The 23853-nt window shown below is 63.1% G+C and carries 25 protein-coding genes; 12 read left to right on the top strand and 13 right to left on the bottom strand.

Annotated features, from left to right (window positions below; translation table 11 throughout):
• The first annotated feature begins 142 nt into the window (after window positions 1–142).
• On the top strand, window positions 143–1345 hold the full coding sequence (locus NKH67_RS15380; RefSeq protein WP_352501274.1) for an MFS transporter: 1203 nt from the start codon (window positions 143–145) through the stop codon (window positions 1343–1345).
• Between the two features lie 97 nt (window positions 1346–1442).
• Here NKH67_RS15380 and NKH67_RS15375 read toward each other — a convergent pair whose 3' ends face one another.
• Window positions 1443–2345, bottom strand: a complete 903-nt coding sequence (locus tag NKH67_RS15375; protein WP_352501273.1) for a sigma-70 family RNA polymerase sigma factor — start codon at window positions 2343–2345, stop codon at window positions 1443–1445.
• 203 nt (window positions 2346–2548) lie between these two features.
• On the opposite strand from NKH67_RS15375, the gene NKH67_RS15370 reads away from it, so the two are divergent.
• From NKH67_RS15370 to NKH67_RS15340, 7 genes are all read left to right on the top strand, one after another.
• Window positions 2549–3955 (top strand): MFS transporter, encoded by a 1407-nt coding sequence (locus NKH67_RS15370; RefSeq protein WP_352501272.1) that lies wholly within the window; start codon window positions 2549–2551, stop codon window positions 3953–3955.
• 433 nt (window positions 3956–4388) lie between these two features.
• Complete coding sequence (locus tag NKH67_RS15365) at window positions 4389–5585, top strand: acyltransferase family protein (RefSeq protein WP_352501271.1); 1197 nt, start codon at window positions 4389–4391, stop codon at window positions 5583–5585.
• A gap of 2 nt (window positions 5586–5587) precedes the next feature.
• The gene (locus tag NKH67_RS15360) at window positions 5588–6694 is read left to right on the top strand and encodes a glycosyltransferase family 2 protein (protein WP_352501270.1); all 1107 of its coding nucleotides are present in this window, start codon (window positions 5588–5590) and stop codon (window positions 6692–6694) included.
• A gap of 6 nt (window positions 6695–6700) precedes the next feature.
• Entirely contained in the window at window positions 6701–7729 is a 1029-nt protein-coding gene (locus NKH67_RS15355; RefSeq protein ID WP_502893753.1) for a glycosyltransferase family 2 protein, read from the top strand.
• Between the two features lie 9 nt (window positions 7730–7738).
• A complete protein-coding gene (locus NKH67_RS15350) occupies window positions 7739–9526 on the top strand; it encodes an ABC transporter ATP-binding protein (protein WP_352501269.1) in 1788 nt (595 codons plus the stop codon).
• A 1084-nt stretch (window positions 9527–10610) separates the two neighbouring features.
• The gene (locus NKH67_RS15345) at window positions 10611–10829 is read left to right on the top strand and encodes a hypothetical protein (RefSeq protein ID WP_292659780.1); all 219 of its coding nucleotides are present in this window, start codon (window positions 10611–10613) and stop codon (window positions 10827–10829) included.
• Between the two features lie 111 nt (window positions 10830–10940).
• Entirely contained in the window at window positions 10941–11645 is a 705-nt protein-coding gene (locus NKH67_RS15340; protein ID WP_352473737.1) for an SOS response-associated peptidase, read from the top strand.
• On the opposite strand, the gene NKH67_RS15335 is transcribed toward NKH67_RS15340, so the two are convergent.
• The 11 genes from NKH67_RS15335 to NKH67_RS15285 all read right to left on the bottom strand — a co-directional run bounded on the left by NKH67_RS15335 (window position 11642) and on the right by NKH67_RS15285 (window position 20392).
• Complete coding sequence (locus tag NKH67_RS15335) at window positions 11642–11902, bottom strand: hypothetical protein (protein ID WP_352451464.1); 261 nt, start codon at window positions 11900–11902, stop codon at window positions 11642–11644. The two genes, NKH67_RS15340 and NKH67_RS15335, sit on opposite strands and share 4 nt — an antisense overlap.
• Before the next feature lie 3 nt (window positions 11903–11905).
• Window positions 11906–12166 carry a hypothetical protein gene (locus NKH67_RS15330; RefSeq protein WP_352501268.1) on the bottom strand — a complete coding sequence of 87 codons (261 nt, stop codon included), beginning with the start codon at window positions 12164–12166 and terminating at the stop codon, window positions 11906–11908.
• Between the two features lie 146 nt (window positions 12167–12312).
• A complete protein-coding gene (locus NKH67_RS15325; protein ID WP_023677295.1) occupies window positions 12313–12462 on the bottom strand; it encodes a hypothetical protein in 150 nt (49 codons plus the stop codon).
• A gap of 3 nt (window positions 12463–12465) precedes the next feature.
• Window positions 12466–12795: a DUF2934 domain-containing protein gene (locus NKH67_RS15320; protein WP_287286361.1), complete on the bottom strand. Its 330-nt coding sequence runs from the start codon at window positions 12793–12795 to the stop codon at window positions 12466–12468.
• A gap of 128 nt (window positions 12796–12923) precedes the next feature.
• Window positions 12924–13559 carry a BA14K family protein gene (locus NKH67_RS15315; protein WP_352501267.1) on the bottom strand — a complete coding sequence of 212 codons (636 nt, stop codon included), beginning with the start codon at window positions 13557–13559 and terminating at the stop codon, window positions 12924–12926.
• A gap of 88 nt (window positions 13560–13647) precedes the next feature.
• Entirely contained in the window at window positions 13648–14409 is a 762-nt protein-coding gene (locus tag NKH67_RS15310; protein ID WP_352501266.1) for an ABC transporter ATP-binding protein, read from the bottom strand.
• Between the two features lie 37 nt (window positions 14410–14446).
• Entirely contained in the window at window positions 14447–15445 is a 999-nt protein-coding gene (locus NKH67_RS15305; RefSeq protein ID WP_352501265.1) for an ABC transporter substrate-binding protein, read from the bottom strand.
• 58 nt (window positions 15446–15503) lie between these two features.
• Complete coding sequence (locus tag NKH67_RS15300) at window positions 15504–16352, bottom strand: ABC transporter permease (protein WP_352501264.1); 849 nt, start codon at window positions 16350–16352, stop codon at window positions 15504–15506.
• 40 nt (window positions 16353–16392) lie between these two features.
• Window positions 16393–17757 (bottom strand): LLM class flavin-dependent oxidoreductase, encoded by a 1365-nt coding sequence (locus NKH67_RS15295; protein WP_352501263.1) that lies wholly within the window; start codon window positions 17755–17757, stop codon window positions 16393–16395.
• Window positions 17758–17809: 52 nt separating this feature from the next.
• The gene (gene msuE / locus NKH67_RS15290; protein WP_352501262.1) at window positions 17810–18367 is read right to left on the bottom strand and encodes an FMN reductase; all 558 of its coding nucleotides are present in this window, start codon (window positions 18365–18367) and stop codon (window positions 17810–17812) included.
• A gap of 732 nt (window positions 18368–19099) precedes the next feature.
• Complete coding sequence (locus NKH67_RS15285; protein ID WP_352501261.1) at window positions 19100–20392, bottom strand: Nramp family divalent metal transporter; 1293 nt, start codon at window positions 20390–20392, stop codon at window positions 19100–19102.
• 236 nt (window positions 20393–20628) lie between these two features.
• Here NKH67_RS15285 and NKH67_RS15280 point away from each other — a divergent pair, with 236 nt between their 5' ends.
• The gene (locus tag NKH67_RS15280; RefSeq protein ID WP_023677305.1) at window positions 20629–20934 is read left to right on the top strand and encodes a hypothetical protein; all 306 of its coding nucleotides are present in this window, start codon (window positions 20629–20631) and stop codon (window positions 20932–20934) included.
• A gap of 104 nt (window positions 20935–21038) precedes the next feature.
• Here the strand turns inward: NKH67_RS15280 and NKH67_RS15275 are convergent, their stop codons facing one another.
• Complete coding sequence (locus tag NKH67_RS15275) at window positions 21039–21893, bottom strand: aldo/keto reductase (RefSeq protein ID WP_352501260.1); 855 nt, start codon at window positions 21891–21893, stop codon at window positions 21039–21041.
• A 229-nt stretch (window positions 21894–22122) separates the two neighbouring features.
• On the opposite strand from NKH67_RS15275, the gene NKH67_RS15270 reads away from it, so the two are divergent.
• The 3 genes from NKH67_RS15270 (at window position 22123) to NKH67_RS15260 (ending at window position 23823) form a co-directional block, all read left to right on the top strand.
• Window positions 22123–22758, top strand: a complete 636-nt coding sequence (locus tag NKH67_RS15270) for an ankyrin repeat domain-containing protein (protein WP_352451451.1) — start codon at window positions 22123–22125, stop codon at window positions 22756–22758.
• A 145-nt stretch (window positions 22759–22903) separates the two neighbouring features.
• Complete coding sequence (locus NKH67_RS15265) at window positions 22904–23293, top strand: ArsR/SmtB family transcription factor (RefSeq protein ID WP_352501433.1); 390 nt, start codon at window positions 22904–22906, stop codon at window positions 23291–23293.
• On the top strand, window positions 23290–23823 hold the full coding sequence (locus NKH67_RS15260; RefSeq protein WP_352501259.1) for an SRPBCC family protein: 534 nt from the start codon (window positions 23290–23292) through the stop codon (window positions 23821–23823). The genes NKH67_RS15265 and NKH67_RS15260 overlap by 4 nt, the downstream gene beginning before the upstream one ends.
• Window positions 23824–23853: the final 30 nt, after the last annotated feature.

Genomic DNA, 23853 nt, shown 5'->3' with positions numbered 1-23853 from the left:
TGGAATGGCGCCATCGCGCCGACTGGATAAAAAATGCAACCGGATTGTCGGATTCAAGACATCTCCAACGTCCTTCGGACGCAAGCGGCTCGGCGGAAAAGGTCGTGCCGTATCAACGCTTCCGGCATGGGAGAAAAGTGAAATGAGCCTTCCCTATCGTTGGGTTATCGTCGCGGCTGGCGCGTTGATGACCTGTGTCGCCCTCGGGGCGATGTTCTCGCTGGCGATCTTTCTCGAACCGATGGCGCTCGACACACAATGGTCGCGCGCCGGCATATCGAGTGCGATGACGCTGAACTTCCTGGTAATGGGCCTCGGCGGCTTCGCCTGGGGCGCCATTTACGACCGCTTCGGCGCCCGCATCGTCGTGATGACCGGCGCCGTGCTGCTTGGCCTGGCGCTGGTCCTGGCCAGCCGCACCGGTTCGCTGCTCGTTTTCCAGTTGGCCTACGGCGTGCTCGTCGGCCTCGCGGCAAGCGCCTTCTTCGCGCCGATGATCGCGCTCACCTCCGCCTGGTTCGACACGAACCGCAGCCTCGCCGTCTCGCTGGTCTCGGCCGGCATGGGCGTGGCGCCAATGACCATCTCGCCCTTCGCCCGCTGGCTGATTTCGGCCTACGACTGGCGCACCGCAATGTTCGACATCGGCATAACCGCGTGGGTGCTGCTACTGCCGGCCGCGCTTCTGGTGCGCCAGCCGCCCAAGCCCGCTGCCGACGGCGCTGCCCCAAGCGTTGTCGCCGAGGGTGCCGGCATGACGGTTCCGCAGGCGCTGCGCTCGCCGCAATTCATAGTGTTGGGACTGACCTTCTTTGCCTGCTGCGCGGCGCATTCCGGGCCGATCTTCCACATGGTGAGCTATGCGATGCTGTGCGGCATAGCGCCGATGGCGGCGGTCAGTATCTACAGCATCGAGGGCCTGGCAGGGCTGGGTGGCCGGCTGCTTTACGGCGTGCTTGCCGATCGGTTGGGCGTTAAACCGGTGCTGATCACCGGGCTGGCCATACAGGCCGTGGTTATCGCCGCCTATCTGGCGGTCAGCGAGCTTGGTCAATTCTACACGCTCGCCGTCATCTTCGGCGCCACCTATGGCGGCGTCATGCCGCTCTATGCGGTGCTGGCGCGCGAATATTTCGGCCAGCGCATCCTCGGCACGGTGTTCGGTGCAGTAACCATGCTGTCCAGCCTCGGCATGGCTTTCGGCCCGCTCGCCGGCGGCATGGTGTTCGATGCCTACGCCAGCTATTCCTGGCTGTTCATCGGCTCGGCCCTTGTCGGGCTTGGCGCGATGGCGATTGCGATCGCCTTCCCGCCGCTGCCGCGCAGGGAGTTGCAACCGGCTTAAAGCAGGATCGGTGGAAAAGGGCGGCCGCTTGGATGGCAAGCGGCCGCGATCCAAAAATGGCTGGCAGTGTTTGTTCGGTATTATGAAACGCGAATTGCTATGCCCGCAGAGGCATCACCTCGGCGCCATCAAGCGTGTAGCGCGCATAGCGGAAATCGCGAATTCTCGCCAATCTGTCGCCGGCCCATTCCAGCAGGATAAAGTATTTTAGCCCTCCGGCCGAGTCGTCCGGATCAATCACAAGAATGGCTGGCTGCCGATCCACCAGGCCTGGAAGCAGCCGCCAATCGTGGATACCCGCGTAATTGTGGAAGTACCGGCCCACTTTCGTGCGACCACTCGCCCGGAGCCGGTTGACGAGGTCAAGCCGGACGTCCTCGGCCAGCATGTCGCGGATCGCATCGAAGTCGCGGGCGTTGAACCGCTCTACATAGGCTGCCAGACGCGCCCGCTCCGGCTCGGCCAACAACGGCACGGGCCTATCGTCAGGCTCGCCGGCGACCTCGCGCAGGCGCAGACGGCCGCGATGCAGTGCGGCTTTCACCGCCGGAACGCTGCTGTCGATAATGTTGCCGATTTCTTCGATCGTATAGCCGAGCACATCCATGAGGATGACGCTGCTGCGCTGCGCCGCGGGCAGCCGCATGAAGGTCTGCAGGCTTGCGGCCGCAGTGTGCCGGCCCTCGGCCGATATGCCGGGGTCAGGTATCGTATCGATATCCTCGACGGCATGCGCGGCATCCAACCTGGCGCGACGGCGCAGGTGGTCGAGCGCTGTATTGTGCGCGATGCGGAACAGCCAGCCCTCGACATTGGCTATCGGTCCGGTCCCGGGGAACGCCTCAAGCGCCTTGACCGTAGCTTCCTGGACGACATCCTCGGCATCGATCACCGAACCGGTCATGCGGGCACAATAACGGTGTAGTTTCGGTCGCAATTCGCCGAGCAGCCGATCAAATGGCTCCCGTCCTTCTGGCGTGCCGGTTGCGGATCCGGTCATCGCATAAGGGTCGATTTCATGCGTATCTCCCAGGCAGAGGCGCCCGCCATCGGGCGCAGCGTCCTATAGACGCTCGACGAGGGCAAAAGGATTCGGTCGAAAAAACTTTCTTTGGCTGGAATCCTTTGGTGATGCTTCCGCGTCTCTGCATCGTAGGCCCGCGACCTGGCGGGCCCTCTGTTCAAGCCGGAGGCGCCATAGTCATGAGCAAGCAAAGTGCGGGATCAACGAAGGTCTGGGTTCTCGCCCTCACATCGATAGGCTCCTTGATGGTCGTTCTCGACGCGATGGTCGTCGCGACCGCATTGAGCACGATGCGGGTCGAGCTCGATGCCTCGCTGGAGACGCTGCAATGGACGATGAACGCCTATAATTTGAGTTTTGCCGTCCTGCTCATGACCGGGGCTGCGCTCGGTGACAGGTTCGGCCGCCGCCGTACGCTCGTTGCCGGATTGGCGCTGTTCGTCGCAGCGTCGGTTGCCTGCGCGCTCGCTGGAAATGCCGGATTGCTGATTGCGGCCCGTGCGGTCCAGGGCGCAGGTGCCGCAATGGTCATGCCGCTGGCAATGGCGCTGCTGAGCGTCGCTTTTCCTCCGGAGGAACGAGGCAAGGCGCTGGGTATCTTCAGCAGCATCACCGGCCTGGCCCTGATCATCGGCCCGATGGCGGGCGGTGCGATTTCCGAAGGCCTCTCCTGGCACTGGATCTTCTGGCTCAATGTCCCGGTCGGCATCGTTCTCATCCCGCTGGTGATGCGTCGGATTCCGGAGAGTCACGGGCCGGGCACGGTTATCGATGTCCTCGGCGTCGTGCTGGTAACTGCGGCGGCATTCGGAGTGGTCTGGGGCCTCATGCGCGGCAACATCGTGGGCTGGAGCAGCTCTGAAGTGCTGACGGCGCTGACGGCCGGGCTGCTTTTCGCCATCGTGTTCGTCCTTTGGCAGCTGCGTACCCGTGAGCCCATGCTGCCTTTGCGGTTCTTTCGGGCGCACGCATTCTCCTCGGGCGTAGGGGCGAACTTCCTGCTTTGCGCCGCCATGTACGGCCTCGTGTTCCTGTTGCCGCAGTTTCTGCAGTTTGCCCAGAGCCGTGGGCCGTTCGGCGCCGGCATGGGATTGCTGCCCTGGACCGCGACGCTTTTCGTGGTCGCACCGATCTCCGGCAGCCTGATCAACCGCGTCGGCGAGCGCTGGCTTGTGGTGGCCGGACTGATCCTGCAAGCGGCTGGAATGGCCTGGCTGGCGCAGATCGCCGCACCTGATCTGCCCTATATCCAGCTAGTCGCCCCACTGATCATTACCGGTGCCGGCGTGTCGATGGCCATGCCTGCCGCGCAGAACGCGGTTCTCAATGCGGTCGCCCGGCCGGAGGTCGGCAAGGCTGCCGGCACGTTCAACACATTCCGCTTCCTTGGTGGCGTATCCGGGATCGCGACCGCCGGTGCGGTGTTCGCCGGCACTGGAAGCTTCTCGTCCACTGACGCGTTCAGCGATGGCTTCACCTCGGCAATTGACGTCTCCGCTCTGCTCTCGCTCGCCGGTGCGCTCGTCGGAATGGGGCTCCCGGAGCGTCGCACAGTGGCGCTCGCGAATGCCAACAAGGAGGCGTAACTCGGGAGTGGGAAGCTCGCGCTTGCTCCCACTGTTGTCGCGCTAACAGCAGCCGCGCCAGCGCAGAAAAGAAGGTCGCGGAGCGTCGGTCGCCGGCCGGTCCTGTGGGGTCAATCTGTGTCCAGACCCCGATTTTGCGTCCGTGATGGCGGCGAACATGCTGCACCGCAGCACCCTCCCGCCGATATCGGCGGGCCAAGGCAGCGCGAGAAAATCGTCAAAAGTGGACAATTCAGGCTGCTTTCTGCTGTTCTTTAGCCTTTATTAGCTGCGCCTCACGCTCCTGTTTCAAATGTGTCAACTTTTTGTGTTGCGTTGCACAATGGTGGCCCTATTCTGCCTGAGGGGGGCGCTTCCGATTGGAATGCGCCGTGAACGACGCCGCTATATTGACCGATTGGCAGTTTCGCCGTCCCTCCGGCGTATGCCGCTAATGGGAAATGCGCGCGACACCCAATTGGACGCGCTGAGGGCCATCGCCGTGACGATGGTGCTGTACTCCCATTTCTTCGCGGCCGGAGGGTCCTCGTTCTGGGGCCATATCGGCGTGCGCCTGTTCTTCGTGCTGAGCGGCTTTCTGATCACGCGACTGCTGCTGGAAGCCAGAGCGGCCGCCGAATTCGAAACCGGACCGGCGCTGAAATCCTTCTATATCAGGCGGGCGCTGCGAATATTCCCGCCCTATTTCGCCGTGCTGGGTTTCGTCTGGCTGGTGGACCTGGAGCAGTCCAGAGGATCGCTGGCCTGGCATGCCCTCTATCTGTCGAATTTCTGGTACGCGGCGCAGAATGAATGGACGCCCTGGCTGCTCTGCCATTTCTGGAGCCTGAGCATCGAGGAGCAGTTCTATATCGCCTGGCCACTGATCGTCCTGCTGGCACCGCGCCAGCGCCTCGAAGCGATCTGCATCGGCGTGATCATGCTGTCGCTGGCCTACCGGTTTTATTGGCCGATCGCGGGAACGCCCGGTTTGGCGCGCGACCTGCTGCCGCCGGCGTCGATGGATGCATTGGCGTCAGGTGCGCTGCTCGCCGCCTACCGGTCAAGAACAGCCGGCTTGCCGCAATGGCTTCGAGCTGGCTGGCCGGGGCTCGCCGCGGCGTTTTTCGTTCTGCAGTGGTTTGCGCCGGCGCCGGCAAATCCGGTGCAGGAATGGGGTCTCTGGCTGCTGTTGCAGATCCTGCCTGTCGCGCCTCTGGTGGTCATCGTTGCAAGCTGTTCAACGGGCATTGGCGGTCGCGTCGGAAAACTTCTCGAACTGCCGCCGCTGCTTGGCCTTGGCCGCATAAGCTACGGCGTCTATCTCTACCATCCCATAGTGCTGGCGTTGGTCGTTAAGTCCCAGCCCTGGATCTCGCTCAACGTCTCGGAGCAAGGGCCGGGGCGGTTCCTGGTCGCGGGAACTGCGACGCTCATGCTGGCTTCGGTTTCGTGGCTGCTTTTCGAAAAGCCGCTCAACAGCCTCAAGCGCCACTTCCCCTATGTTGCTGGAAAAGGCCCAGGCGCCATCTCGGCAGGCATGGACGTGGGCAATGCCGGATGGCTCGCGGCCGGAGCATATCCGGGCAGGCCGCTTGATGGTGGCACGTCACCCTTGCCGCGCAAGCTGCACCGAACCGATCGGAGCTGATCATGGCTGCTGCTCCCTTGGTTTCCGTTCTGCTGCCGATCTACAATGCGGGACCTTATCTCGCCGCTGCGCTGGGCAGCGTCCTGCGCCAGGATTACGAGCGTCTGGAGGTCATCGCCATCGATGACGGCTCGACCGACAACTCGCTGCAGATCCTGCAGAAATACCGCCAGACCGACAATCGCATCTCGATCATCTCACGCGAAAACCGTGGCCTGATCGCAACTTTGAACGAAGGCCTGGCCGTGGCGCGCGGCGATCTGGTCGCCAGGATGGACGCCGACGACATCGCCTATCCCCAGCGCCTGTCGCGGCAGGTCGCGCTGTTCAACCAGCAGCCTGACCTGGCTCTATGCGGCGCGGGTTTCGATACCTTGCTCGGCAACCGCATCGTCAGGGGTTCGCCCGATCCGATATTCCAGGACAATATCCTGCGAATACTGTCGATGTTCTTCACGATCTTCATGCATTCCACGGTCGTCTACAACAGGAAGGTCATCGAAGAGAGCGTTCTATTTTATGACGAAAGCTACAAGCATGCCGAGGATTTCGACCTCTTCAGGCGGCTGACCGACCGCTACCCGGCGGCCATGATCCCCGAAAGCCTGATCGCCTATCGTATCCATGACGACAGCGTGACCAACAGGCACAAGCGCGAAATGCGCAGGACCCATTTGAAGATCGTCGCCGAGAACCTCGAGCGCGAAGGGCTCGCACAAGAGACGCAAGGCATGCGCGACATCGGTGAGGTCCTGTCGATGGACACGGCTCGCCGTGCCGCCGAATGGATCCTTGCGCTGGAAGAAAGGATTTCGGCACTGCCGGCCGAGACGAGGCCGAGCTACCAGGCCGGCACGCTGAACCTGTTCTATTTCCTCTACCAGCTGATATCGGGGGAAAGGCAGCCGCTGCTGATGCACGAATTCCTGACGCGGACGGCGAAATGGAACCTCATCCGGCGGCGCGAGCAGTACGTGTTTCGGACCGGTGCCTTCGCGCCGCGCTTCAGTCTCGCCTCGATGTCGGTCACCAGGCAGGTGGATGCCCTGTCGCGGTATCTGCAGTCCGTGCCGGCCGCGGCGGTTTTGCCTTCGAACCAGTTGAGCTAGCAACGCATGTTCGTCAAATCGCACCAGGTCCAGCAGCGCGGCCGCTCGACGGTGCCGGCGGCCATGTCGCCGCGGCCGCAGCAAGGACCGGCGCCGGCGGTCAGCTTCATTGTCTGCACACGCGACCGTGTCGCCGTACTCGAGCCCTGCATCAGCTCGATCCAGGCCGCGTGTCGTGCCCATGCCGACTTTGCCGCCGAGCTGGTGGTTGTCGACAACGGCTCGACCGACAGCACGGCCAAACGGCTGGCCAGCATCGCCGAACTGTCGGACATCCCGTTCACCGCCATTTGCGAGCCGCGACCCGGATTGGCGGCCGCGCGCAACGCCGGGCTGGAGCGGGCGCGGGGCCGCGTGCTGGTCTTCGTCGACGATGATTGCGCGGTCCACAAGGATTATTTGCGCGATCTGCAGCGGCACTATGCGGCCGGCGAACGGGTCATCCGCGGCGGCCGCGTCGAGATCGGCGACCCCCGCGACCTGCCGTTCACTATCAAGCGGTCGCCGGTGCGCGCGCGGCTTACGCCGGATGTCCATCCCGGCGGCTTCGTGCTTGGCTGCAACATGACGATGCATCGCGATGTCGCCGCCCGTATCGGGCGGTTCGACGAACGGTTCGGCGCCGGCGGCCCGCTGCGATCGGCGGAGGATACGGACTATCTGGTGCGGGCGGTGCTGCTTGGGATTCCGGTCGAATACGTGCCCGACATGACCATCTATCACCATCACGGCCGGCGCGACCGCAAGGCCATCGAAAAGCTGCATCGCGACTACAGCATGGGCAATGGCGGGCTTTGCCTGAAGCATATCCGCCACGCGCCGTGGCTGTTTCGGCATTTCTACTGGTCGATGAGGGCGGCCTTGCGCGAACTGGGGAAAGGCCCGCTGTTCGACCGTGAACTCAAGCTGTCGCACTGGCCGATCGTCGGCATGAATTTGCTCGGCGCGGCCAAGTTCGCGGTGCTTTTGCTGGCGAAATCGCCGCAGCCGGCGCAAATGCGACAGGAGCAACAGGCAAATGCCGAGGCGAGGTGATCCGCCACCATGCGATTGATGCCGCCCAGCTTGCCGATGCTGCGCCGCGCGCTGGGGAGAAAGCAGTTGCGCCTGCTTCCTGCCGTGGTGGTGCTCGGGCTGCTCAGCGCCGCGCTTGAAGGTTTTGGTATCGGCCTGATCATCCCGTTGCTGAACATAATCATGGGGCAGCAGGGGCAGACCGGCATGGCCGGCTTTTCCGCCGTCTTCCAGCATGTCGGATCGAGCCTGAGCGAGCGCGACCGGCTGATCGTCATATCGGTCGCCATCCTCGGCTCGATCGTGCTGAAGAACCTGTTCGCTTTCGCCAACACGCTGCTGACCACCTTCATCTACGGCAAGGCGAGCCATTCGATCCGCAGCGCGCTGTCGGAGCAGCTGCTGCGGGTGGGCTACCCATTCTTCCTGCAGCAAAGCCCGGGACGGCTGCTCAACATCATCTCCAACGAATCCTGGCGGGCCTCGGATGCCATCCAGATCACGTTGGGGGCAATCGTCAATGCATCGGCCGCAATCATCCTATTGGCCTTCCTGCTGCTTCTGTCGTGGCAGATGACGCTGCTGGTCACGCTGGGGCTGGCGCTGGTCCAGGTCGCGCACGCCGTGCTGTCGGCCAATTTGAAGGCGCCGAGCCGCAGCGTCGCCTCCCGCAACAGCCAGCTCGCATCGCAGATGCTGCATCTGGTGCATGCCGGGCGGCTGATCCGCATTTTTGGCCAGGAGCAACGCGAGAAGGCGGCATTCGACCAGGCATCGGATGCGGTGCGCCGGGCGGCCTTCGTGCTTTTGACGCGTCAGGGAGCTTTGCCGCCGCTGACCGAGGTTCTGCACGCCATGCTGTTCCTGGCGGTGGTGATCGGCGCCTGGTTCGCCAATGTTTCCTTCCCGCTGATCGTCGCCTTCGTCATCCTGCTCTACAGGCTGCAGCCCTATATGCGGTCGCTGCAAATGGCCTGGAGCCAGCTGCAGGGCCTGAGTGGATCGCTTGAAGAGGTGACGTGGATGCTGGACCCGTCCGACAAGCCCCAGCCGCCGCAAGGCAACAGCCCATTCCCCGGGCTCAGCCAAGGCATCAAGTTCGAAGACGTCACCTTTACCTATTCCGGTTCGGAACAGCGCGCGGTGGTGCTGCATGCGGCGAGCTTCGACCTCCGCAGCGGCCGCTCGACCGCGCTGATCGGCCCGTCGGGCGCCGGCAAGACGACGATCGTCAATCTTTTGTGCCGCTTCGTCGAACCGGATAGCGGCAGGATTCTCGTTGATGGATCGCCTCTGGACCGCATCGACCCCAGCCAATGGCGAAAGCACATCGCGCTCGCCAGCCAGGAGCTGGAGCTGGTCGACGGCACGATTTTCGACAACATCATCTACGGCCAGGACGCGGCCTCGGCCGATGACGCCGAGCGCGCGGCAAAACTGGCCGAAGCGCATGGCTTCATCGAGCAACTGCCGCAGGGCTACCGGACGGTCGTCGGCTATCGTGGCGTCAATCTCTCGGCGGGACAGCGGCAGCGGATCGCGCTGGCCAGAGCCCTGGTGCGCGATCCCAATATCCTCATCCTCGACGAAGCCACCAATGCGGTGGACGGCCTGTCGGAAGCTGCAATCGTCGAGACGCTCAAGTCGCGCGCCGGCCGCCGCACCACCATTGTCATCAGCCATCATCGCAGCACCGTTTCGTTCTGCGACGACGTCGTGATCCTGAGCCACGGCCGCGTGAAGAAGCAGGCGCCGTTCGCGGCCCTGGCGGCGCTCAGCATGGACGAGCTTTACCAGCACGAGGCGCTGGAAGGCTGAGGGCGACCCCGCTGCGTGCGCGCTGGGAGGTCGTCTCGGATGTCAAGCCAGGTCAAGCATCTCAGGGGCGAGGAAGACCTCCGCCTACGTCTCTACGGGATTTCTGGGATGATGAGTGATCCCGAGCTTACCCGCTTTCCATCTGGAGCGTACAGAACCAAGGGTCCGCCTGCCAAATCCAGCAATGGCAGGCGGACCCTAATCAGCGCATGAAGGGACTGATTCTGCGCCGATGTCTCCTCGAGGAGGTGACGCCATCAACTGAAGACGGGCGCAGTTGTTCCCGATGCCGGCCGTACACAAGACCATTGCGCAGGCAGGTCAGACTTAGGTCCCTGTAAACGCGCATCGCTGGCTGGAGTGAACATCGGATCGGCTCGGTGGTAGCGAAACTTCGGCCGGAGATAGATGCAGCCATTGGGTTCCGGGGCATGACCGGCTCGGCGCTGATCATGGGCGGCGATCGATCCCCGCACGACTGATGCCGAGGGGCGCTTGCAGTCCTGCGGAATACGCATCCACCGGCGCCAGTGAAGTTGTCCAAGCGGTACCGGCTCAGCGGTCGTCAAGCTGTTGCTAATATGCAGCACAGGCAGCGCTCTATGAACGGCGTCGCTTGGAACCGCTACCTCCGACCAACCGTTAGTGTCACAATGACAAACCAAAAAGTGAGGCTGATGATGGACCCGCTGCAAAACAACACGTTGGAGATCTGGTGTCTTGCGGCCGTTCCGCTGTCGCTGCTCCTTACGGTGTTATTAGCCGGACTTATCCTTTAGCCGGACCCAACGAGGCCGGCTGCGGACCGGGGCCTGGAAGATGAAAATGCCGGCCATTTAGGCACGCTAGGCGTCTCGGACACCCCTGTAGCACCAGGCCGTGGCAGCCTTTCCAACATTGCCATCATAATCGGCTCTTTCGACCGGTCCGGTCGGCGGCGATTGCTCGCAGGCCCGTTGCGAGGGTGAGCATGCGAGCTCGTACGTTTTTTACACAATCTCTGATTGGTGGACTCGCCCGCCGCCATCGACGTTAATTTTGCGTTAGCGACAGGAGGGGGGAGATCGCTAAAGGGAGGAAGAAAATGAAAGAAAACTACGATCTGACGATCGACTACGACGACGAACCTTACGACAACAAGCCTTACGATCTAGCCACATTCGCAAGGAAGCACGGGCTCAACATTCGAGCCGCCGAGCTTCTTCTTTTCGCCAAAGGCCCGTCTCGAGCGGCCTGCGATGCCGCGGCGAGGGCTTTTCTCGCGGCGGTAGCCGCACAAGCTATGAGACAATCGGCGCGGTAAGTCTCACAAACCATTGCTGACACGGCCTGCCGTGTCAGCAACCCGACGGACAGCGCTGGAAATTCCAGGCCGTTTCCAACAAGATGCCTGAGCATCCGGGAATGGCCTGAAATGTGCAATCTCTACAACATCACGACCAGCCAGGAGGCCATCCGCCAGTGGACCCGCGCCTTGCGCGACATCCTCGGCAATCTCGAACCCTCGATCGACACCTATCCCAACCAGCCAGGCCCTGTGGTGCGCAACACGCCGGACGGCGAACGCGAATTGGCCAATCTGCTGTGGGGCATGCCGACGCCACTGGAGCGGGTCAAGGGCAAGGCCGACTATGGCACCACCAATATCCGCAATCCGCAATATGGCCACTGGCAGCAATATCTCGGCATCGAGAACCGCTGCGTGGTGCCTGTCACCAGCTTCGCCGAGCCTAGCCCGACGCCCGGCGACAAGGACCACGAGACCGGCATCCAGCGCAACTACTGGTTTGCACTCGGCGAGGACCGCCCGCTGTTCTTCTTTGCCGGCCTGTGGACGCGCTGGCATGGCCTTCGCAAGGTCAAGGACGGCCCCGCCGATCACCAGGTCTATGGCTTCATGACGACCCAGCCCAACGCGCTGATCGCGCCGATCCACGAAAAGGCAATGCCGGTGATCCTGACCACGCCGAAAGAAACCGAGACCTGGCTGACGGCGCCATGGTCGGAGGCAAGGCACCTGCAGCGCACGGCGCCCGATGATGCGCTGGTGATCGTCGACAAGCCGGCGACACAGATCAAGTTTCCGCAGCAGGCGCCGGCGCAAGGCTCGTTGTTTTAGCGCTTGAATTTCTGCAGCACCCAGATGTAGCCCTTGGGCGGATGGTCCTGGTCGATGAACTGCGTCTTCACCGTCGTGTCCTTGCGGCTGCATCGTTTGCACCTGAACCTGATCGCTTCCAGCGGCTTGCTCCAGCCCACCACCTGGGCCACGTCATTCGCCCTGAAGCGTCCGACATGGTAGCAATGGCCGCACTCCACGATGAGCAGCATGTTGGCCTTGGCGGCACGCCCAACGCTGTCCATCGGCCCGGCCATGGCTCAATTCCGGGTCGAGTAATCCTCGGGCAGCGGAAGCAGGCCAAGCTCCGCCATCCGGTAATCGGGCTCCTTCTCCGCGACGCTGGCCAGCACCTCGTGCAATTTCTCGACAAGCCCGCAAAGCTGCCAGAACAGCTCGCCATGCGCCTTCAGATGCAGTTGCGACGACAGCACCGTCTTGCGCAGGCTCAAAGTGTCCCTGATGATCGCCTCCGCATCCCTCGCCGACAGCCTGTCGAACCGGCTTTTTCGTCTGCCCATCGCGGCTCTCCTCGATTTGTGAGCAACCGCCCCGCCTGCTGACAAATAGGAAGGCATTCCTCGCAGAGTCAATTCGCTCTTGACATTTTTGTTCCCGTTTTGTTCAATATCAACTAATGGAGGCACCGAAGCGACAGCACGCCGCCTCAATGCCTCTTGAAATACTGCACCTCACGTTCGTGCTTTTCGGCGGCCTCGCGGGTATCGAAGGTGCCGAGATTGCGGCGCTTGCCGGTCTTTTCGTCCTTCTTGCGCGAATAGAGGCGGTATTTTCCGTCTTTGAGTTTTCTGATCATCTGTCACTCCCCGAGCCGCTGCTTCCCCTTAAGGTTGCGCGCGGCTTGTTCGATAGCCGCCCTGTCGTTTCCCAGCCTGTCGATCAGCTCCTGCGCCTGTTCGCCCGATATGCCGGTGCGCACCGCCAGCGCCTCCACCGTCAAAACGTCGGAGCTCGCGACCTCGCGGGTTTCCGGCAGGGCATCGCCTGCCGTCAGTGGCAGGGCCGCCTCCCTGTCGATCTCGGCCTCGGCCCGGTGCCAGTGCCGCTCGGGATCGCCATGGATCCCGCCTTCGCGTTCCCAGATCTGGTATGCGCGCTCACGAATCTTGTCTTCCCGGTCGTCGCCCATGTTGATTTCTCCTTTGGGTATCGGATGAACGCCGCGCCAACCCGAACGATCCAAGAAATCTGCGTGATCGTTGGGTGGGGCCGCACAAGGCGCCATGCACTGCGGCCGCCAGCCACCCCACGGCCTGCCTACTCGCACTGCCTGCGCGGCCCGCCCGAATACGGCTGATAGCTGTTGTCCTCCGGTCGATACGACCGGTAGCGGCTGAAGCAGTATTGCACGTGGTCGAATGAGAGCTCGGCGGCGCCGGATTCATCCGATGGCGCGTAGCCCTCCACCGACGACGTATCGCCCGCCTCGAAATAGCTGCCGTCATCGGCGGCGCCGAGATAGGGCGAGATGCAGGGGCGCTGTTGTCCGCTGTAGGATGTGTAGTGGTTGTCGTCCGGCCTGTAGGAGCGGTAGCGGCTGGCGCACCATTCCACGTGGGCGGCGGGCAGCGTCTGCTGCTCTTCCGCTGGTGGCTGGATAGAGCCGGTCGCGGTAATGTCGGTTGTCGACGCTGCGGCGGCATCGGTGGTTTTCGAGCTGCGATCGACTTCCGAGGTGCGAACGGGGACCGGGCGGGCCGGGAGGCGTTCGAGGCGCTGCGAGGCCGGGTTCACCGGTCGCGGGTCCTTGGCCCACAGTTCGGCGACGCTGGAGACCGGGGCGGCCGGCCGTACCGGCTTGGCTATTAGAAGCCAGGTGGCGAAGGCGAGACCGCTGGCGAATACGGCGAGCGTCAGCACGAAGCCGCCAAAGATTGCGAACAAGGCTTTCATGCCGCGCTCCTTCGCCTCCCGGTTAAGGAAATGCGGGGGCGGGGAATCCGGTTCCAGGAAAGAGCGGGGCAGGGGTCTTAGGCGGCTTTCAGTGCAGGCCGAATTCGCGCAGCAATTCTTCGCGGTAGCGCACGAAGCGGCTTTCGCTGCGCTCGCGCGGGCGGGGCAGGTCGATGTCGATCAGCCGCGCCGCGCCGCCTTTCTCCTTGGGCAGGATCAGCACCCGGTCGGCGAGGTAGATTGCTTCCTCGAGGTCGTGCGTCACCATCACCATGGTGACGTTCTCCTCGCTCCAGATGCGCGTCAGTTCCTCCTGCATGCCGATCTTGGTCATGGCGTCGAGCGCGCCCAGCGGCTCGTCAAGCAGCAGGATTTCGGGCTGCACGGTCAGCGCGCGGGCGATGCCGACGCGCTGCGCCATGCCGCCCGACAGCTGCCGGGGAAAGGCATCGCTGAATTCGGCGAGGCCGACGAGCGCGATATAGAAGCGCGCCCGTTCCTCGGCCTCGGCCTTTGGCACGCCGCGCACTTCGAGACCGAAGGCGACATTGCCGAGCACGGTCAACCAGGGCAGCAGGCGCGGTTCCTGGAAGATCACCGCACGTTCGGCACCGACGCCGTGCACCGGCTTGCCGTCGATGGCGACGCCGCCGCTGTCGGCGGCCTCCAGCCCGGCAAGGATGCGCAGCAGCGTGGTCTTGCCCGATCCGCTGGCGCCGACGATGACAAGGCATTCGCCCGAGCGGATGTCGAGGTTGAGGGTCCTCAGAACGGCGAGCGAGCGCCCACTGATGCTGAACGATTTGGACAGGTCGCGTATGCTGACCTGACCGCCGCTTGTGCTGCTCATCGCGCGCGTCTCCCAACTGGTTGGTCGGTTGCCTTTGTCAGTTGGTCTTGGTTTCGCCCGGCCGGTAGAGGATGTCTGTTGCCTTCAGCTTGCCCTTTGGCAGGCGGCCGTCGCGCTCGAGCACGCTGACCCAGAAGTCGATGTCGCGGTCCGTCGCCTTGGCCCCCTGGCGCAGGCCGAAGCCGGTCCAGTAACGCGCCAGTTCGCCGTTTTCGCCGCGCTTGTCGAGGATTGTGGCGAGCACCTTGCGCGCTTCGTCGGGGTTCTGCAGCGACCAGTCGGAGGCGCGCGCCGATTGTTCGACGAAGTTGCGGGCGGCGTCCGGATGCGCGGCGATGAAGTCGCGCCTGAGCACGACGAAGCCGCCGGCCAGCTCGCCCAGCACATCGGTGTCGTTGAACACGCCACGCACGCCGCCATTGTCGACCAGCGCCCCGGCAAACGTCGCCTGCCAGTAGCCGAGCGCCGCGATGTCGACCTGACGGGAGCGCAAGGTCTGTTCGAGCTGCGGTCCGGGCACGACGACGAGATTGGCGGCATCCGGCGGCAGGCCGACGCTGTGCAGCGCCTCGCGCACGGTGTAGTCGAGATGGGCGCCGAGCGTGTTGACGGCGATGGTCTTGCCGGCGATGTCGGCGATCGATTTGATCGGGCTGTCGTCCAGCACGTAGAAGACGCTACGCACCTTGCTGTTGATGCCGTTGCTCGGATAGGCGGCGACGAAGTCGTTGCCGCCGGAGATCGAGTTGATCACGGCTGCGGTTGCAGCCGAGCCGATATCGACGCTGCCGGAGGCCAGCGCAAACAATGATTCCGGGCCGCCGCCGGAATAGCCGACATTCTCGACCTCGATACCGAGGCCTTTGAAATAGCCGAGCTCGGCGGCCAACTCATGCGGAGAGATGCTGCCACGGCTGGCGAGGGAGCGGAACTTCACTGGTTCCGCTTCGGCAAAGGCGAAGCGCGGCAGGCCCGCGGCGAGAAGGCCGGCGGCGAAGGGCGCGCCGGCAAGCAGGGAACGGCGGGAGATTTTCATGGTCCGGGTCTTTCCTGATTTGAGTTCTGGCCTGGTTGAGATTGGTAAGGGCGGGTGGTCAGTCGACGGAATTGCTCCAGCGGCAGAGCCGGCGCTGCAGGCTGACCAGCGCCTGGTTTGCAATCAGGCCGAGGCCGGCGAGGATGACGATTGCCGCAAACATCAGCGGGATCTGGAAATTGTATTGCGCGTTCATCACCTGGAAGCCGATGCCCTTGTTGGCGCCGATCATTTCGGAAGCGATCAACAGCAGCAGCGCCGTGGTGGCGCTGAGCCTCAGTCCGACGAAGATCGACGGCACGGCGCCGGGCAGCACGACCCGACGGAAGACGGTGAGCTGCCTGGCACCATAGACGCGGGCCATCTCCAGCAGTTTCGGATCGACTTGCTTGACGCCGCCGATGGTGTTGAGCAGCAGCGGGAACAGCGTCGCCCAGAAGATGACGAATACCTTGGACGCTTCGCCGAGCCCAAGCAGCAGGATAAAGACGGGATAGAGCGCCAGCGCCGAGGTCTGGCGGAAAACCTGCAGGATGGGATCGAGCGCGGTTTCGACCGTGCGCACCTGACCCATGAACAGGCCAAGTGGGATGGCGACCAGCACGGCGGCCGCGAAAGCGAGACCGGCGCGCTGCAGGCTGATGGCGATGTCGCCGAGCAGAGTGCCGCCGACCAGCCCCTTCCAAAGTGCCGCGACAATCATGTCGATCGGCGGCAGCACGGCCGCGTTGACCCAGCCCGCGCTGCTCGACACTTGCCAGATTGCGAGGAAAGCGATGAGGACGCCGTAGCGCGACAGGAAGCGGATGCCCGCCCGGCCACCGAGGCGCAGGAAGTCCGTGCCGAGGCTTGTCGTGCTGTCAGGCGTGCCGAGGCTGGCGGCCTGTTCGATGTGCTGCAAGGTCATCGTGTTGCCTCCTGCTTGGAAAATATCGGGCTTCTCGGGATTATTCGGCGGCCAGCACCGCCGAGCGGGCGGCGGTCCAGGGGTTTTCCGGCCGCCTGAGGCCGAGGTTCTCGCGCAACGTCCTGCCTTCATAGGCGGTGCGGAACAGGCCGCGGCGCTGCAGCTCGGGAATCACCAGCTCGACGAAGTCGTCGAGCCCGCCGGGCAGCCAGGGCGGCAGGATGTTGAAGCCGTCGGCGGCTTCGTTGCCGAACCATTCCTCCAGCTGATCGGCGACCTGCGTGGCGCTGCCGATGACGGTATAATGGCCGCGGGCCGTTGCCACCCATTGGTAGAGCTGTCGGATGGTGAAGTTGTGCTCGTCGGCAATCTGGCGGATCAGCGCCTGGCGGCTCTTCATGCCTTCGGTCTCCTTGCTCGGCGGCAGCGGTCCATCGAGCGGATAGCCGGTGATGTCGAGCGTCTGGCCGGCCAGCCCGTTGAGCAGGGCGACGCCGTCTTCGGGCAGGATGAGATCGTTCAGTTGCTGGTACTTGGCGCGCGCTTCTTCTTCGGTGCGGCCGACGAAGGGTGCCACGCCCGGCATGATCAGCACCTGCTCGGGATCGCGGCCGACGGCCGCCACGCGCGCCTTGATATCGCGATAGAATTCCTGCGCCGACGCCAAGTTCTGATGGGCGGTGAAGATGACTTCCGCCGAGTGGGCGGCGAGCTTGCGACCGTCTTCCGATTGCCCCGCCTGCACCACGACCGGGTGCCCCTGCACCGGGCGCGGCACGTTGAGCGGCCCTTTCACGCTGAAATGCGCTCCCTTGTGGTCGATGTCGTGGAGCTTGTCCTTGTCGTAGAAGCGCCCCGATTTCTTGTCGCGGATGAAGGCATCGTCCTCCCAGCTGTCCCACAGGGCCTTGACCGTCTCGACGTGCTCATGCGCGCGGGCATAGCGCTCGGCGTGGGCAGGCTGCGTCTCGCGATTGAAGTTGCGCGCGGTTTCGTCGCCGGCCGAGGTGACGACGTTCCAGCCGGCGCGGCCATTCGACAGATGATCGAGCGAGGCGAATTTGCGGGCGAGCGTGTAGGGCTCCTCGTAGGTGGTCGAGGCGGTAGCGATGAAGCCGAGATGCGTGGTGAGCGGCGCCAGCGCTGCAAACAGCGTCACTGGCTCGAAGCCGGCGATCTTGGCATTGCCGCCTTCGCGGGCGCCGAGCCCGACCGTCAGATTGTCGGCGAGGAAATAGGCATCGAACAGGCCGCGCTCGGCGGTCAGGGCGAGCTGCTTGTGGAACTCGAAATTGGTGGCGCCGTCGGCCGGCGCCTCGGGGTGGCGCCAGGCGGCGATATGCTGTCCGCCGCCGGGCAGGAAAGCGCCCAGTTTGATTTGCCCGGATTTGGTGGATCTGGTCATCGCGGCGTGCTCCTGGACGGATCGGAAAGGGGATCTCGGGTCAGTGGTGCGTTCAGGCGGCAAGGCCGACGCCGTAGGGCACCCCGGTTACACGGCATGCCTCGGCGACCGCCTGCCGGGCGCGGGCGTGGATGGCTTCCGACACCAGCACGCCATTGGCAAAATCCTTGTCGGAGGCGTAGATCGCGGTCGGCATGGTCAGCGCCTCGAAGAAGCCGAACAGCGGCCGCAACTGGTGCTCGACGATCAGCGAATGGCGCTCGCCGCCGCCGGTCGCGGCGAGAATGACGGGCTTGCCCCTCAGCGACGACGGATCGAGCAGGTCGAAGAAATGCTTGAAAAGCCCGGTATAGCTGCCTTTGAAAGTCGGCGAGCCGGCCACCAGGATGTCGGCGCCCAGCAGCCGTTCGACAATGTTGCGCGCCGCCGGGTCGAGGTCGCCGAGGCGCCTTGCCTGCGGCAGGGAAGCGCCGAGATCCTCGATATCGAAGACGGCCGAGGCCGCGCCGATGCTTTCGGCGGCCTGCCCGACGATGTGGCTGACGAACGCCTTGGTCTTCGAGGGCCGGGTCAAATTGCCCGACAGCCCCACCACGAGCTTTTTCGACATTCCTGGCTCCCTCTCAAGCGCTCTATTTTAAGATCTTGGGTCTAGCGATCTATGTTAAATCTAGAGAGTTTGTAGAATTAAGAGAGTGAGAAAATTTCAAAAGTAGCGCATTGGGCGAACGGAGTTTGCGGCACATCGCCCACAATTGGTTCATTCAATGCGCCGCAGCGCGCTGAAAACCCGCCACAGCGCCTTCAGCCGCGATGGCGCAGCGCGTCGGACAGAGCGCATGAAGCCGGCCGGACATATAAGGCAAGTCGCCCTCGGACGCTCCCGGCGCGACGTCGAGGAACTATGTCCCGATACCACGATCCTCGACAGCCTAGCGGTCCTCGGGGAGGATGCAAGCGAGGCACAGGCCACGGCGCTGGAGTGGCTCCGCGGCATGCAGTGAGTCAGGTCAATTTGATTCAAATCCGGCTGTGGATATTTGCTTTTGGCTAAATCGAGGCGGTCATCTTGCCGGCGGGCGGGCAACAGGGAGATGCCTATGACAAGCGACTTTGCCGCCGCACACCTGCACCTTGAACGAGCCTGCCACTATTTGAGCGGCGAGGACGAGACGAGCCGCACGGCTCGTGCGGCTCTGGATCTCCTGATCGATGCAATTGTCGCAGCGCAATACAAGCGGCCGGTGGGAGATGTTGTGGAGTTTCCAAGGCCGGCAAAGCTGGGGCAATCCGCAAGCGGGAACGGGTAGTCCAACTGGCGGCGTCCCTTGTCCTGCCGGATTTACATGAACCAGGTGGCCACCAGGCCGATCGTCGCCGAGAAGATGGCGGCGGTCGTTGCCCAACCGAGTATGTTGGTGCTGCGGCTGTTCACCTGCTCCCCCATGATCCTGCGGCTGTTCGTCATCAGCATGATGAGCAGCAGCAAGGGCGGTGTCGAGAAGCCCTGAACGATGCCGGACCAGACCAGCGCCTTCATCGGATTGAAGCCGAGAAAGTTGAGGCCGGCGGCGATCGCTGTAAAAAATCCGATGGCGAGATAAAATTTGGGTGCCTCTCGAGCCCGGGCGTGCAGGCTGTTTTTCCAGCCGATGGCTTGCGCCACGTCATAGGCAGCGCCGGCGGTCATGACAGGAACCGCGAGGAAACCGACGCCGATCACGCCTGCGGCGAACAGGACGCTTGCGGCCTGGCCGGCTAGCGGGCGCAGCGCCTCCGCCGCTTGCGCTGCCGTGTCGATATCGTGGTGGCCCGCCTTGTAGAGCGTAGCACCCGTCGACAGGATGATGAAATACATGATGAGATTTGAAAACGTCATGCCTATGAGGATGTCCCGGCGCGAGCGGCGGAGTTCGCTGTCGGTAGCGCCCTTCCTTTGGCTGAGCGTTGTGCGCCCCTGGGCAATCTCCTCCTCCACCTCCTCATTGGACTGCCACGTGTAGAGATAGGCGGACAGCGTGGTGCCGATGATGGCGACCAGGATCGACAGGAACTCGCGGTTGAATTCGATCCTTGGAAGCAGCGTTCCGCGCAGCACCGCCGCGGCGTCCGGTTTGGCCAGAATCGCGGCACCGACATAGGCGAGCAGCGCCAACGCCAGCCAGCGAAAGATGTTGCGGATCAAAGTATAGGAGCCGAAGACCTGGAGGGCGAAGATGAGGGCGGCGACGAACAGCACGATCAGCGGAATGGGAAGCGGCACGAATATGTTGATCGCCGCCGCCATTCCACCAAGATCGGCCGCTGCCTCGATGGTGTTGCCGACGAGCACACCCAACAGCACCGACCAGAGCAGCCACCGCGGGTAGAAGTCCTTGATGACGTGGAACAATCCGCGCCCCGACACCTGGCCGAGCTTCGACGACAGGTAGACGACCGCGTACATCATCGGCAACGTCACCGGAGCCGTCCAGAGCAGGTCGGGTCCGAAACGGGCGCCGGCACTGGCATAGGTGCCTATAGCGGAACAATCGTCGTCGGCCGCCCCTGTTATCAGGCCGAGGCCGAGCGCTCGTCCTATGCCGCCCTTGCCCTCCTTCGGTGGGATGGAATGATCGGAACCGGCCTGCCTCATTGCGACCGGACCGGGTTGCGAACGAAAGACGCGGCCTGCCATGCAATAATGGTAAGGATCGGTCGCGGCGCTGGTCTCATTTTGCTTCCTTCAACAACTTGCCCAAACCCGGCGTGCCATGACTTGTTCCGCGACGACCGGACAGGGGTTTTGTCTCAGGCAAAAAAGTTCGGGTTGACCGCTTCCGAACGCGAAGCGACTATCCGTTCGAGGCGAAGATCGCAGGAGGAAATGCAATGGACGAGCCCGGTCAGTGGCGCCACATGTCGAGCGCGCCAAGGGACGGCAGCAGAATCCTTGTCACGGTTCGGCCGTCCGAACAGGGTCCGGCCGAGGTCGACATGGCTTACTGGGCCCGCGCCGATCAGTTCGGCAGCGAAGGCTGGCGCGCCTCCGACTCGTCTCCAGGACGCATCGTCGAATATGCCGAACCCGAACTGAAGTGCTGGATGCCGCTGCCGTCGGCCAATCTCAGCAAGGGATCGATGCCGAGCCCCTGGGAGGGCGAAGATGTGCCGCTGGTGGATGGCTCGGGGATATGAGCTAGCGGGAAGGGTCGTTTTGATCGCTGCCGGGACAGCGCCCCCTCTGTCCTGCCGGACATCTCCCCCACAAGGGGGGAGATTGGCAGCTTCACTGTCGGCCCTCAGAACAGGAATGCGGCTGTAGCGGGGTTCGGGCCGGTGCGGCCGTCGGGCGAATCCATGCCCCGGATAAGCTCGAGGTCCTTCGCTTCCAACTCGAAATCGAAGACATCGAAATTGGCGGCGATGCGGTCCTGGTGGATCGACTTTGGAATGACGATCAGCCCTTCCTGAAGGTGCCACCTGACGATCGTCTGCGCCACCGACTTGCCGTGTTTCCTGGCGATACTTTCAAGCGTCGGATCGCTCAACAGCCGGCCGCTGCCCAGCGGGCTCCAGCTCTCAATGCGGATGTTGTGCCTGTCGTGGAATTCACGTTTGTCACGCTGCTGGAAGCGGGGGTGGAGCTCGATCTGGTTGACGGTCGGCGTGACGCCGGTCTCGCCGATGATCCGTTCGAGGTGGTCCTGGTTGAAATTCGAAACGCCGATCGACTTGATCCGGCCTGATTGCCTGAGTTCGATCAGCGTCTTCCAGGCCTCGACATATCTGTCCTGGCTGGGCACCGGCCAATGGATCAGGAACAGGTCGATCTGTTCGATGCCGAGCTTGCTCATCGTCTCGTCGAAGGCGCGCAAGGCGGCGTCGCGCTGATGCGCGCCATTGCGCAGTTTCGAGGTGATGAACAACTCGCTTCCCGGGACGCCGGCCGAGCGGATCGCCTGCCCGACACCTTCCTCGTTCTGATAGCCTTCGGCGGTGTCGATCAGCCTGTAGCCGGCCTCGATTCCCCAGCGCACCACCTTGGCGGTGATGGCTGGATCGACCTGCCACACGCCGAGGCCGATTTGCGGAATGGCGGAGCCGTCGTTCAATCTGATTTGTTCAGGTCTATTCAGGGTAATCTGTTCAGGCATGTTCAGGTCCTTCTGCATCGTTCCGCCCGGCGCAGGCTCTATCTAGTCTGAATGGCCGCCAAAGCCAGTCGATATCAGGAGAATGTGAGGAGACGGACGTGAAGCGCTGATCCTCCGCTTCGGGCCGACAGCTCTCTGCGACCCACGGACTCCAGGGAACTCTATACAGGACGACCCCACTATCGCGGATTCTGTGGTATTCTGTGGACGATCCGAGGAGGCGACTGCGTTGACCAACAGCTTGGAAGCCGAAGGGGCAAGAGACTGGTCGCCCCTGCTGGTCGCGGCAGAACAAGGCGATGCGGAGGCGGTTCGATCGGAATTGGCGGCTGGCGCCGACATCAATCAGTCGGACGACGGCGGCTGGTCTGCACTTCACCTTTCAGCCCTCAATGGCCGCACAGCTGTGGTGGAGGCGCTGATCGAAGACCCGGAAATCGACGTGAATGCCAGAAACAAGTGGAAGAGCACGCCCTTGAGCCTTGCGTCGGCCAAGGGACATTACGCGTGTATCGCAGTCCTCGTGAGACACCCCCAAATAGAGATCAACGCGCGAGCTGACTACTACGGCAGAACGGCTCTTATCGAGGCGGCGAAGAACGGGCATCTCGAAGTCGTCAAGTTGCTCGTGGAGAATGGCGCGGAAGTAAATCTGACCGACAAGACGGGGAGAAACAACGCGCTCATCGAGGCTATCAAGGGGCGGCACTACGAGATCGCGGAATACCTGCTGGATTCTGGGAAAGTGAGCTTTATCAACAAAGAGATGAGGCTAAACGCCCTGATCTGGGCTGGCAGCTGCCACAACCCTCAGCTTATCGAAAAGCTGGAAGCCGCGATCCACAGTTTCTTCGACGGCAAATAAGGGCCTCGCCCTTATTGTCGCGGGGCGCGTCCGCATCTCCCGTCACGTCGACTCGCTGGATGGCGCAAACGGCCCCGCGGCGCTTCATATAAATTATTCAACCAAACGGTTGACTATCTTAAAGCGTGCGTCTATATTCAACTACATGGTTGAATTAGAGACACCCCAGATGGACGCGGTTTTTCACGCCCTTGGCGACGCCACCCGGCGGCACATGCTTCGCGATCTCGCCGATGGCGAGAAAACGGTAAGCCAGCTGGCGGAACCCTTCGCGATGTCGCTCGCGGCGGCCTCCAAGCACATCAAGGCGCTGGAGAACGCAGGGCTTATTCGTCGAGAGGTGAGGGGCCGCACGCATCTGTGCCGACTAGCCCCTGGACCGCTGGCCAGCGCCCATCAGTGGCTCAGCTTCTACGAGCGCTTCTGGACCGGTCGTCTCGATGTTCTCGAACGCCTTCTTCGCGAAGAGGACGCACGCAAAGCCCAGGATGAGTCCAGGAAATCGCCCAACCCGAATGAAGGAGACGAGCAATGAACCAGATGAGAAGCATCGACGCCTATGGCGAGCTGAGCGAGCCCGCCACGTTCACCATCCAGCGCCTCTTGCCCGGCCCCATCGAGCGCGTCTGGGCCTATCTCACCGAGAGTGACTTGCGCCGGCAATGGATGGCCGCGGGCCAGATGGAACTGAAGGCCGGCAGCTCGTTCGAATTGGTCTGGCGTAACGACGAGCTGACGGACCCGCCTGGCCAGCGCCCCGCGGGCTTTCCCGAAGAGCATCGGATGGAGGGCCGGATCACCGAACTCGATCCGCCGTCCAAGCTTTCCATCACTTGGGGAAACACCGGCGGCGTCTCCTTCTTGCTGGAGGCGAAGGGTAGCGATGTGCTGCTCACCGTCGTTCATCGCCGCCTGCCGGAACGTGCAATCCAGCTCAACATCACCGCCGGCTGGCACATCCACCTCGACCTGCTGGCCGCCCGCCTGGCGGGCAAGACGCCGACCTCGTTCTGGGACGGCTGGAGCCACCTGCGGGAAGAATACGACCGCCGTCTGCCGGCCTGATGTAACTCGCGGCGGCTATCCCTGAGGTCG

It is taken from the genome of Mesorhizobium sp. M0968 (assembly GCF_040319065.1).
Taxonomy (GTDB): domain Bacteria; phylum Pseudomonadota; class Alphaproteobacteria; order Rhizobiales; family Rhizobiaceae; genus Mesorhizobium.
The sequence above is the reverse complement of the archived record's forward strand: the minus strand, read 5'-3'. Positions and strand labels throughout refer to the sequence as shown.

Bases quoted from the DNA above. Each gene is read 5' to 3' on its own strand.
- NKH67_RS15330 (WP_352501268.1), bottom strand. From the start codon at position 12,166: ATGGGCAGACGAAAAAGCCGGTTCGACAGGCTGTCGGCGAGGGATGCG.
- NKH67_RS15375 (WP_352501273.1), bottom strand. From the start codon at position 2,345: ATGACCGGATCCGCAACCGGCACGCCAGAAGGACGGGAGCCATTTGAT.
- NKH67_RS15325 (WP_023677295.1), bottom strand. From the start codon at position 12,462: ATGATCAGAAAACTCAAAGACGGAAAATACCGCCTCTATTCGCGCAAG.
- NKH67_RS15335 (WP_352451464.1), bottom strand. From the start codon at position 11,902: ATGGCCGGGCCGATGGACAGCGTTGGGCGTGCCGCCAAGGCCAACATG.
- NKH67_RS15305 (WP_352501265.1), bottom strand. From the start codon at position 15,445: ATGAAAATCTCCCGCCGTTCCCTGCTTGCCGGCGCGCCCTTCGCCGCC.
- NKH67_RS15350 (WP_352501269.1), top strand. From the start codon at position 7,739: ATGCGATTGATGCCGCCCAGCTTGCCGATGCTGCGCCGCGCGCTGGGG.
- NKH67_RS15345 (WP_292659780.1), top strand. From the start codon at position 10,611: ATGAAAGAAAACTACGATCTGACGATCGACTACGACGACGAACCTTAC.
- NKH67_RS15275 (WP_352501260.1), bottom strand. From the start codon at position 21,893: ATGCCTGAACAGATTACCCTGAATAGACCTGAACAAATCAGATTGAAC.
- NKH67_RS15315 (WP_352501267.1), bottom strand. From the start codon at position 13,559: ATGAAAGCCTTGTTCGCAATCTTTGGCGGCTTCGTGCTGACGCTCGCC.
- NKH67_RS15355 (WP_502893753.1), top strand. From the start codon at position 6,701: ATGTTCGTCAAATCGCACCAGGTCCAGCAGCGCGGCCGCTCGACGGTG.
- NKH67_RS15260 (WP_352501259.1), top strand. From the start codon at position 23,290: ATGAACCAGATGAGAAGCATCGACGCCTATGGCGAGCTGAGCGAGCCC.
- NKH67_RS15380 (WP_352501274.1), top strand. From the start codon at position 143: ATGAGCCTTCCCTATCGTTGGGTTATCGTCGCGGCTGGCGCGTTGATG.
- NKH67_RS15265 (WP_352501433.1), top strand. From the start codon at position 22,904: ATGGTTGAATTAGAGACACCCCAGATGGACGCGGTTTTTCACGCCCTT.
- NKH67_RS15365 (WP_352501271.1), top strand. From the start codon at position 4,389: ATGGGAAATGCGCGCGACACCCAATTGGACGCGCTGAGGGCCATCGCC.
- NKH67_RS15295 (WP_352501263.1), bottom strand. From the start codon at position 17,757: ATGACCAGATCCACCAAATCCGGGCAAATCAAACTGGGCGCTTTCCTG.
- NKH67_RS15370 (WP_352501272.1), top strand. From the start codon at position 2,549: ATGAGCAAGCAAAGTGCGGGATCAACGAAGGTCTGGGTTCTCGCCCTC.
- NKH67_RS15340 (WP_352473737.1), top strand. From the start codon at position 10,941: ATGTGCAATCTCTACAACATCACGACCAGCCAGGAGGCCATCCGCCAG.
- NKH67_RS15300 (WP_352501264.1), bottom strand. From the start codon at position 16,352: ATGACCTTGCAGCACATCGAACAGGCCGCCAGCCTCGGCACGCCTGAC.
- NKH67_RS15285 (WP_352501261.1), bottom strand. From the start codon at position 20,392: ATGAGGCAGGCCGGTTCCGATCATTCCATCCCACCGAAGGAGGGCAAG.
- NKH67_RS15310 (WP_352501266.1), bottom strand. From the start codon at position 14,409: ATGAGCAGCACAAGCGGCGGTCAGGTCAGCATACGCGACCTGTCCAAA.
- NKH67_RS15320 (WP_287286361.1), bottom strand. From the start codon at position 12,795: ATGGGCGACGACCGGGAAGACAAGATTCGTGAGCGCGCATACCAGATC.
- NKH67_RS15360 (WP_352501270.1), top strand. From the start codon at position 5,588: ATGGCTGCTGCTCCCTTGGTTTCCGTTCTGCTGCCGATCTACAATGCG.
- NKH67_RS15280 (WP_023677305.1), top strand. From the start codon at position 20,629: ATGGACGAGCCCGGTCAGTGGCGCCACATGTCGAGCGCGCCAAGGGAC.
- msuE (WP_352501262.1), bottom strand. From the start codon at position 18,367: ATGTCGAAAAAGCTCGTGGTGGGGCTGTCGGGCAATTTGACCCGGCCC.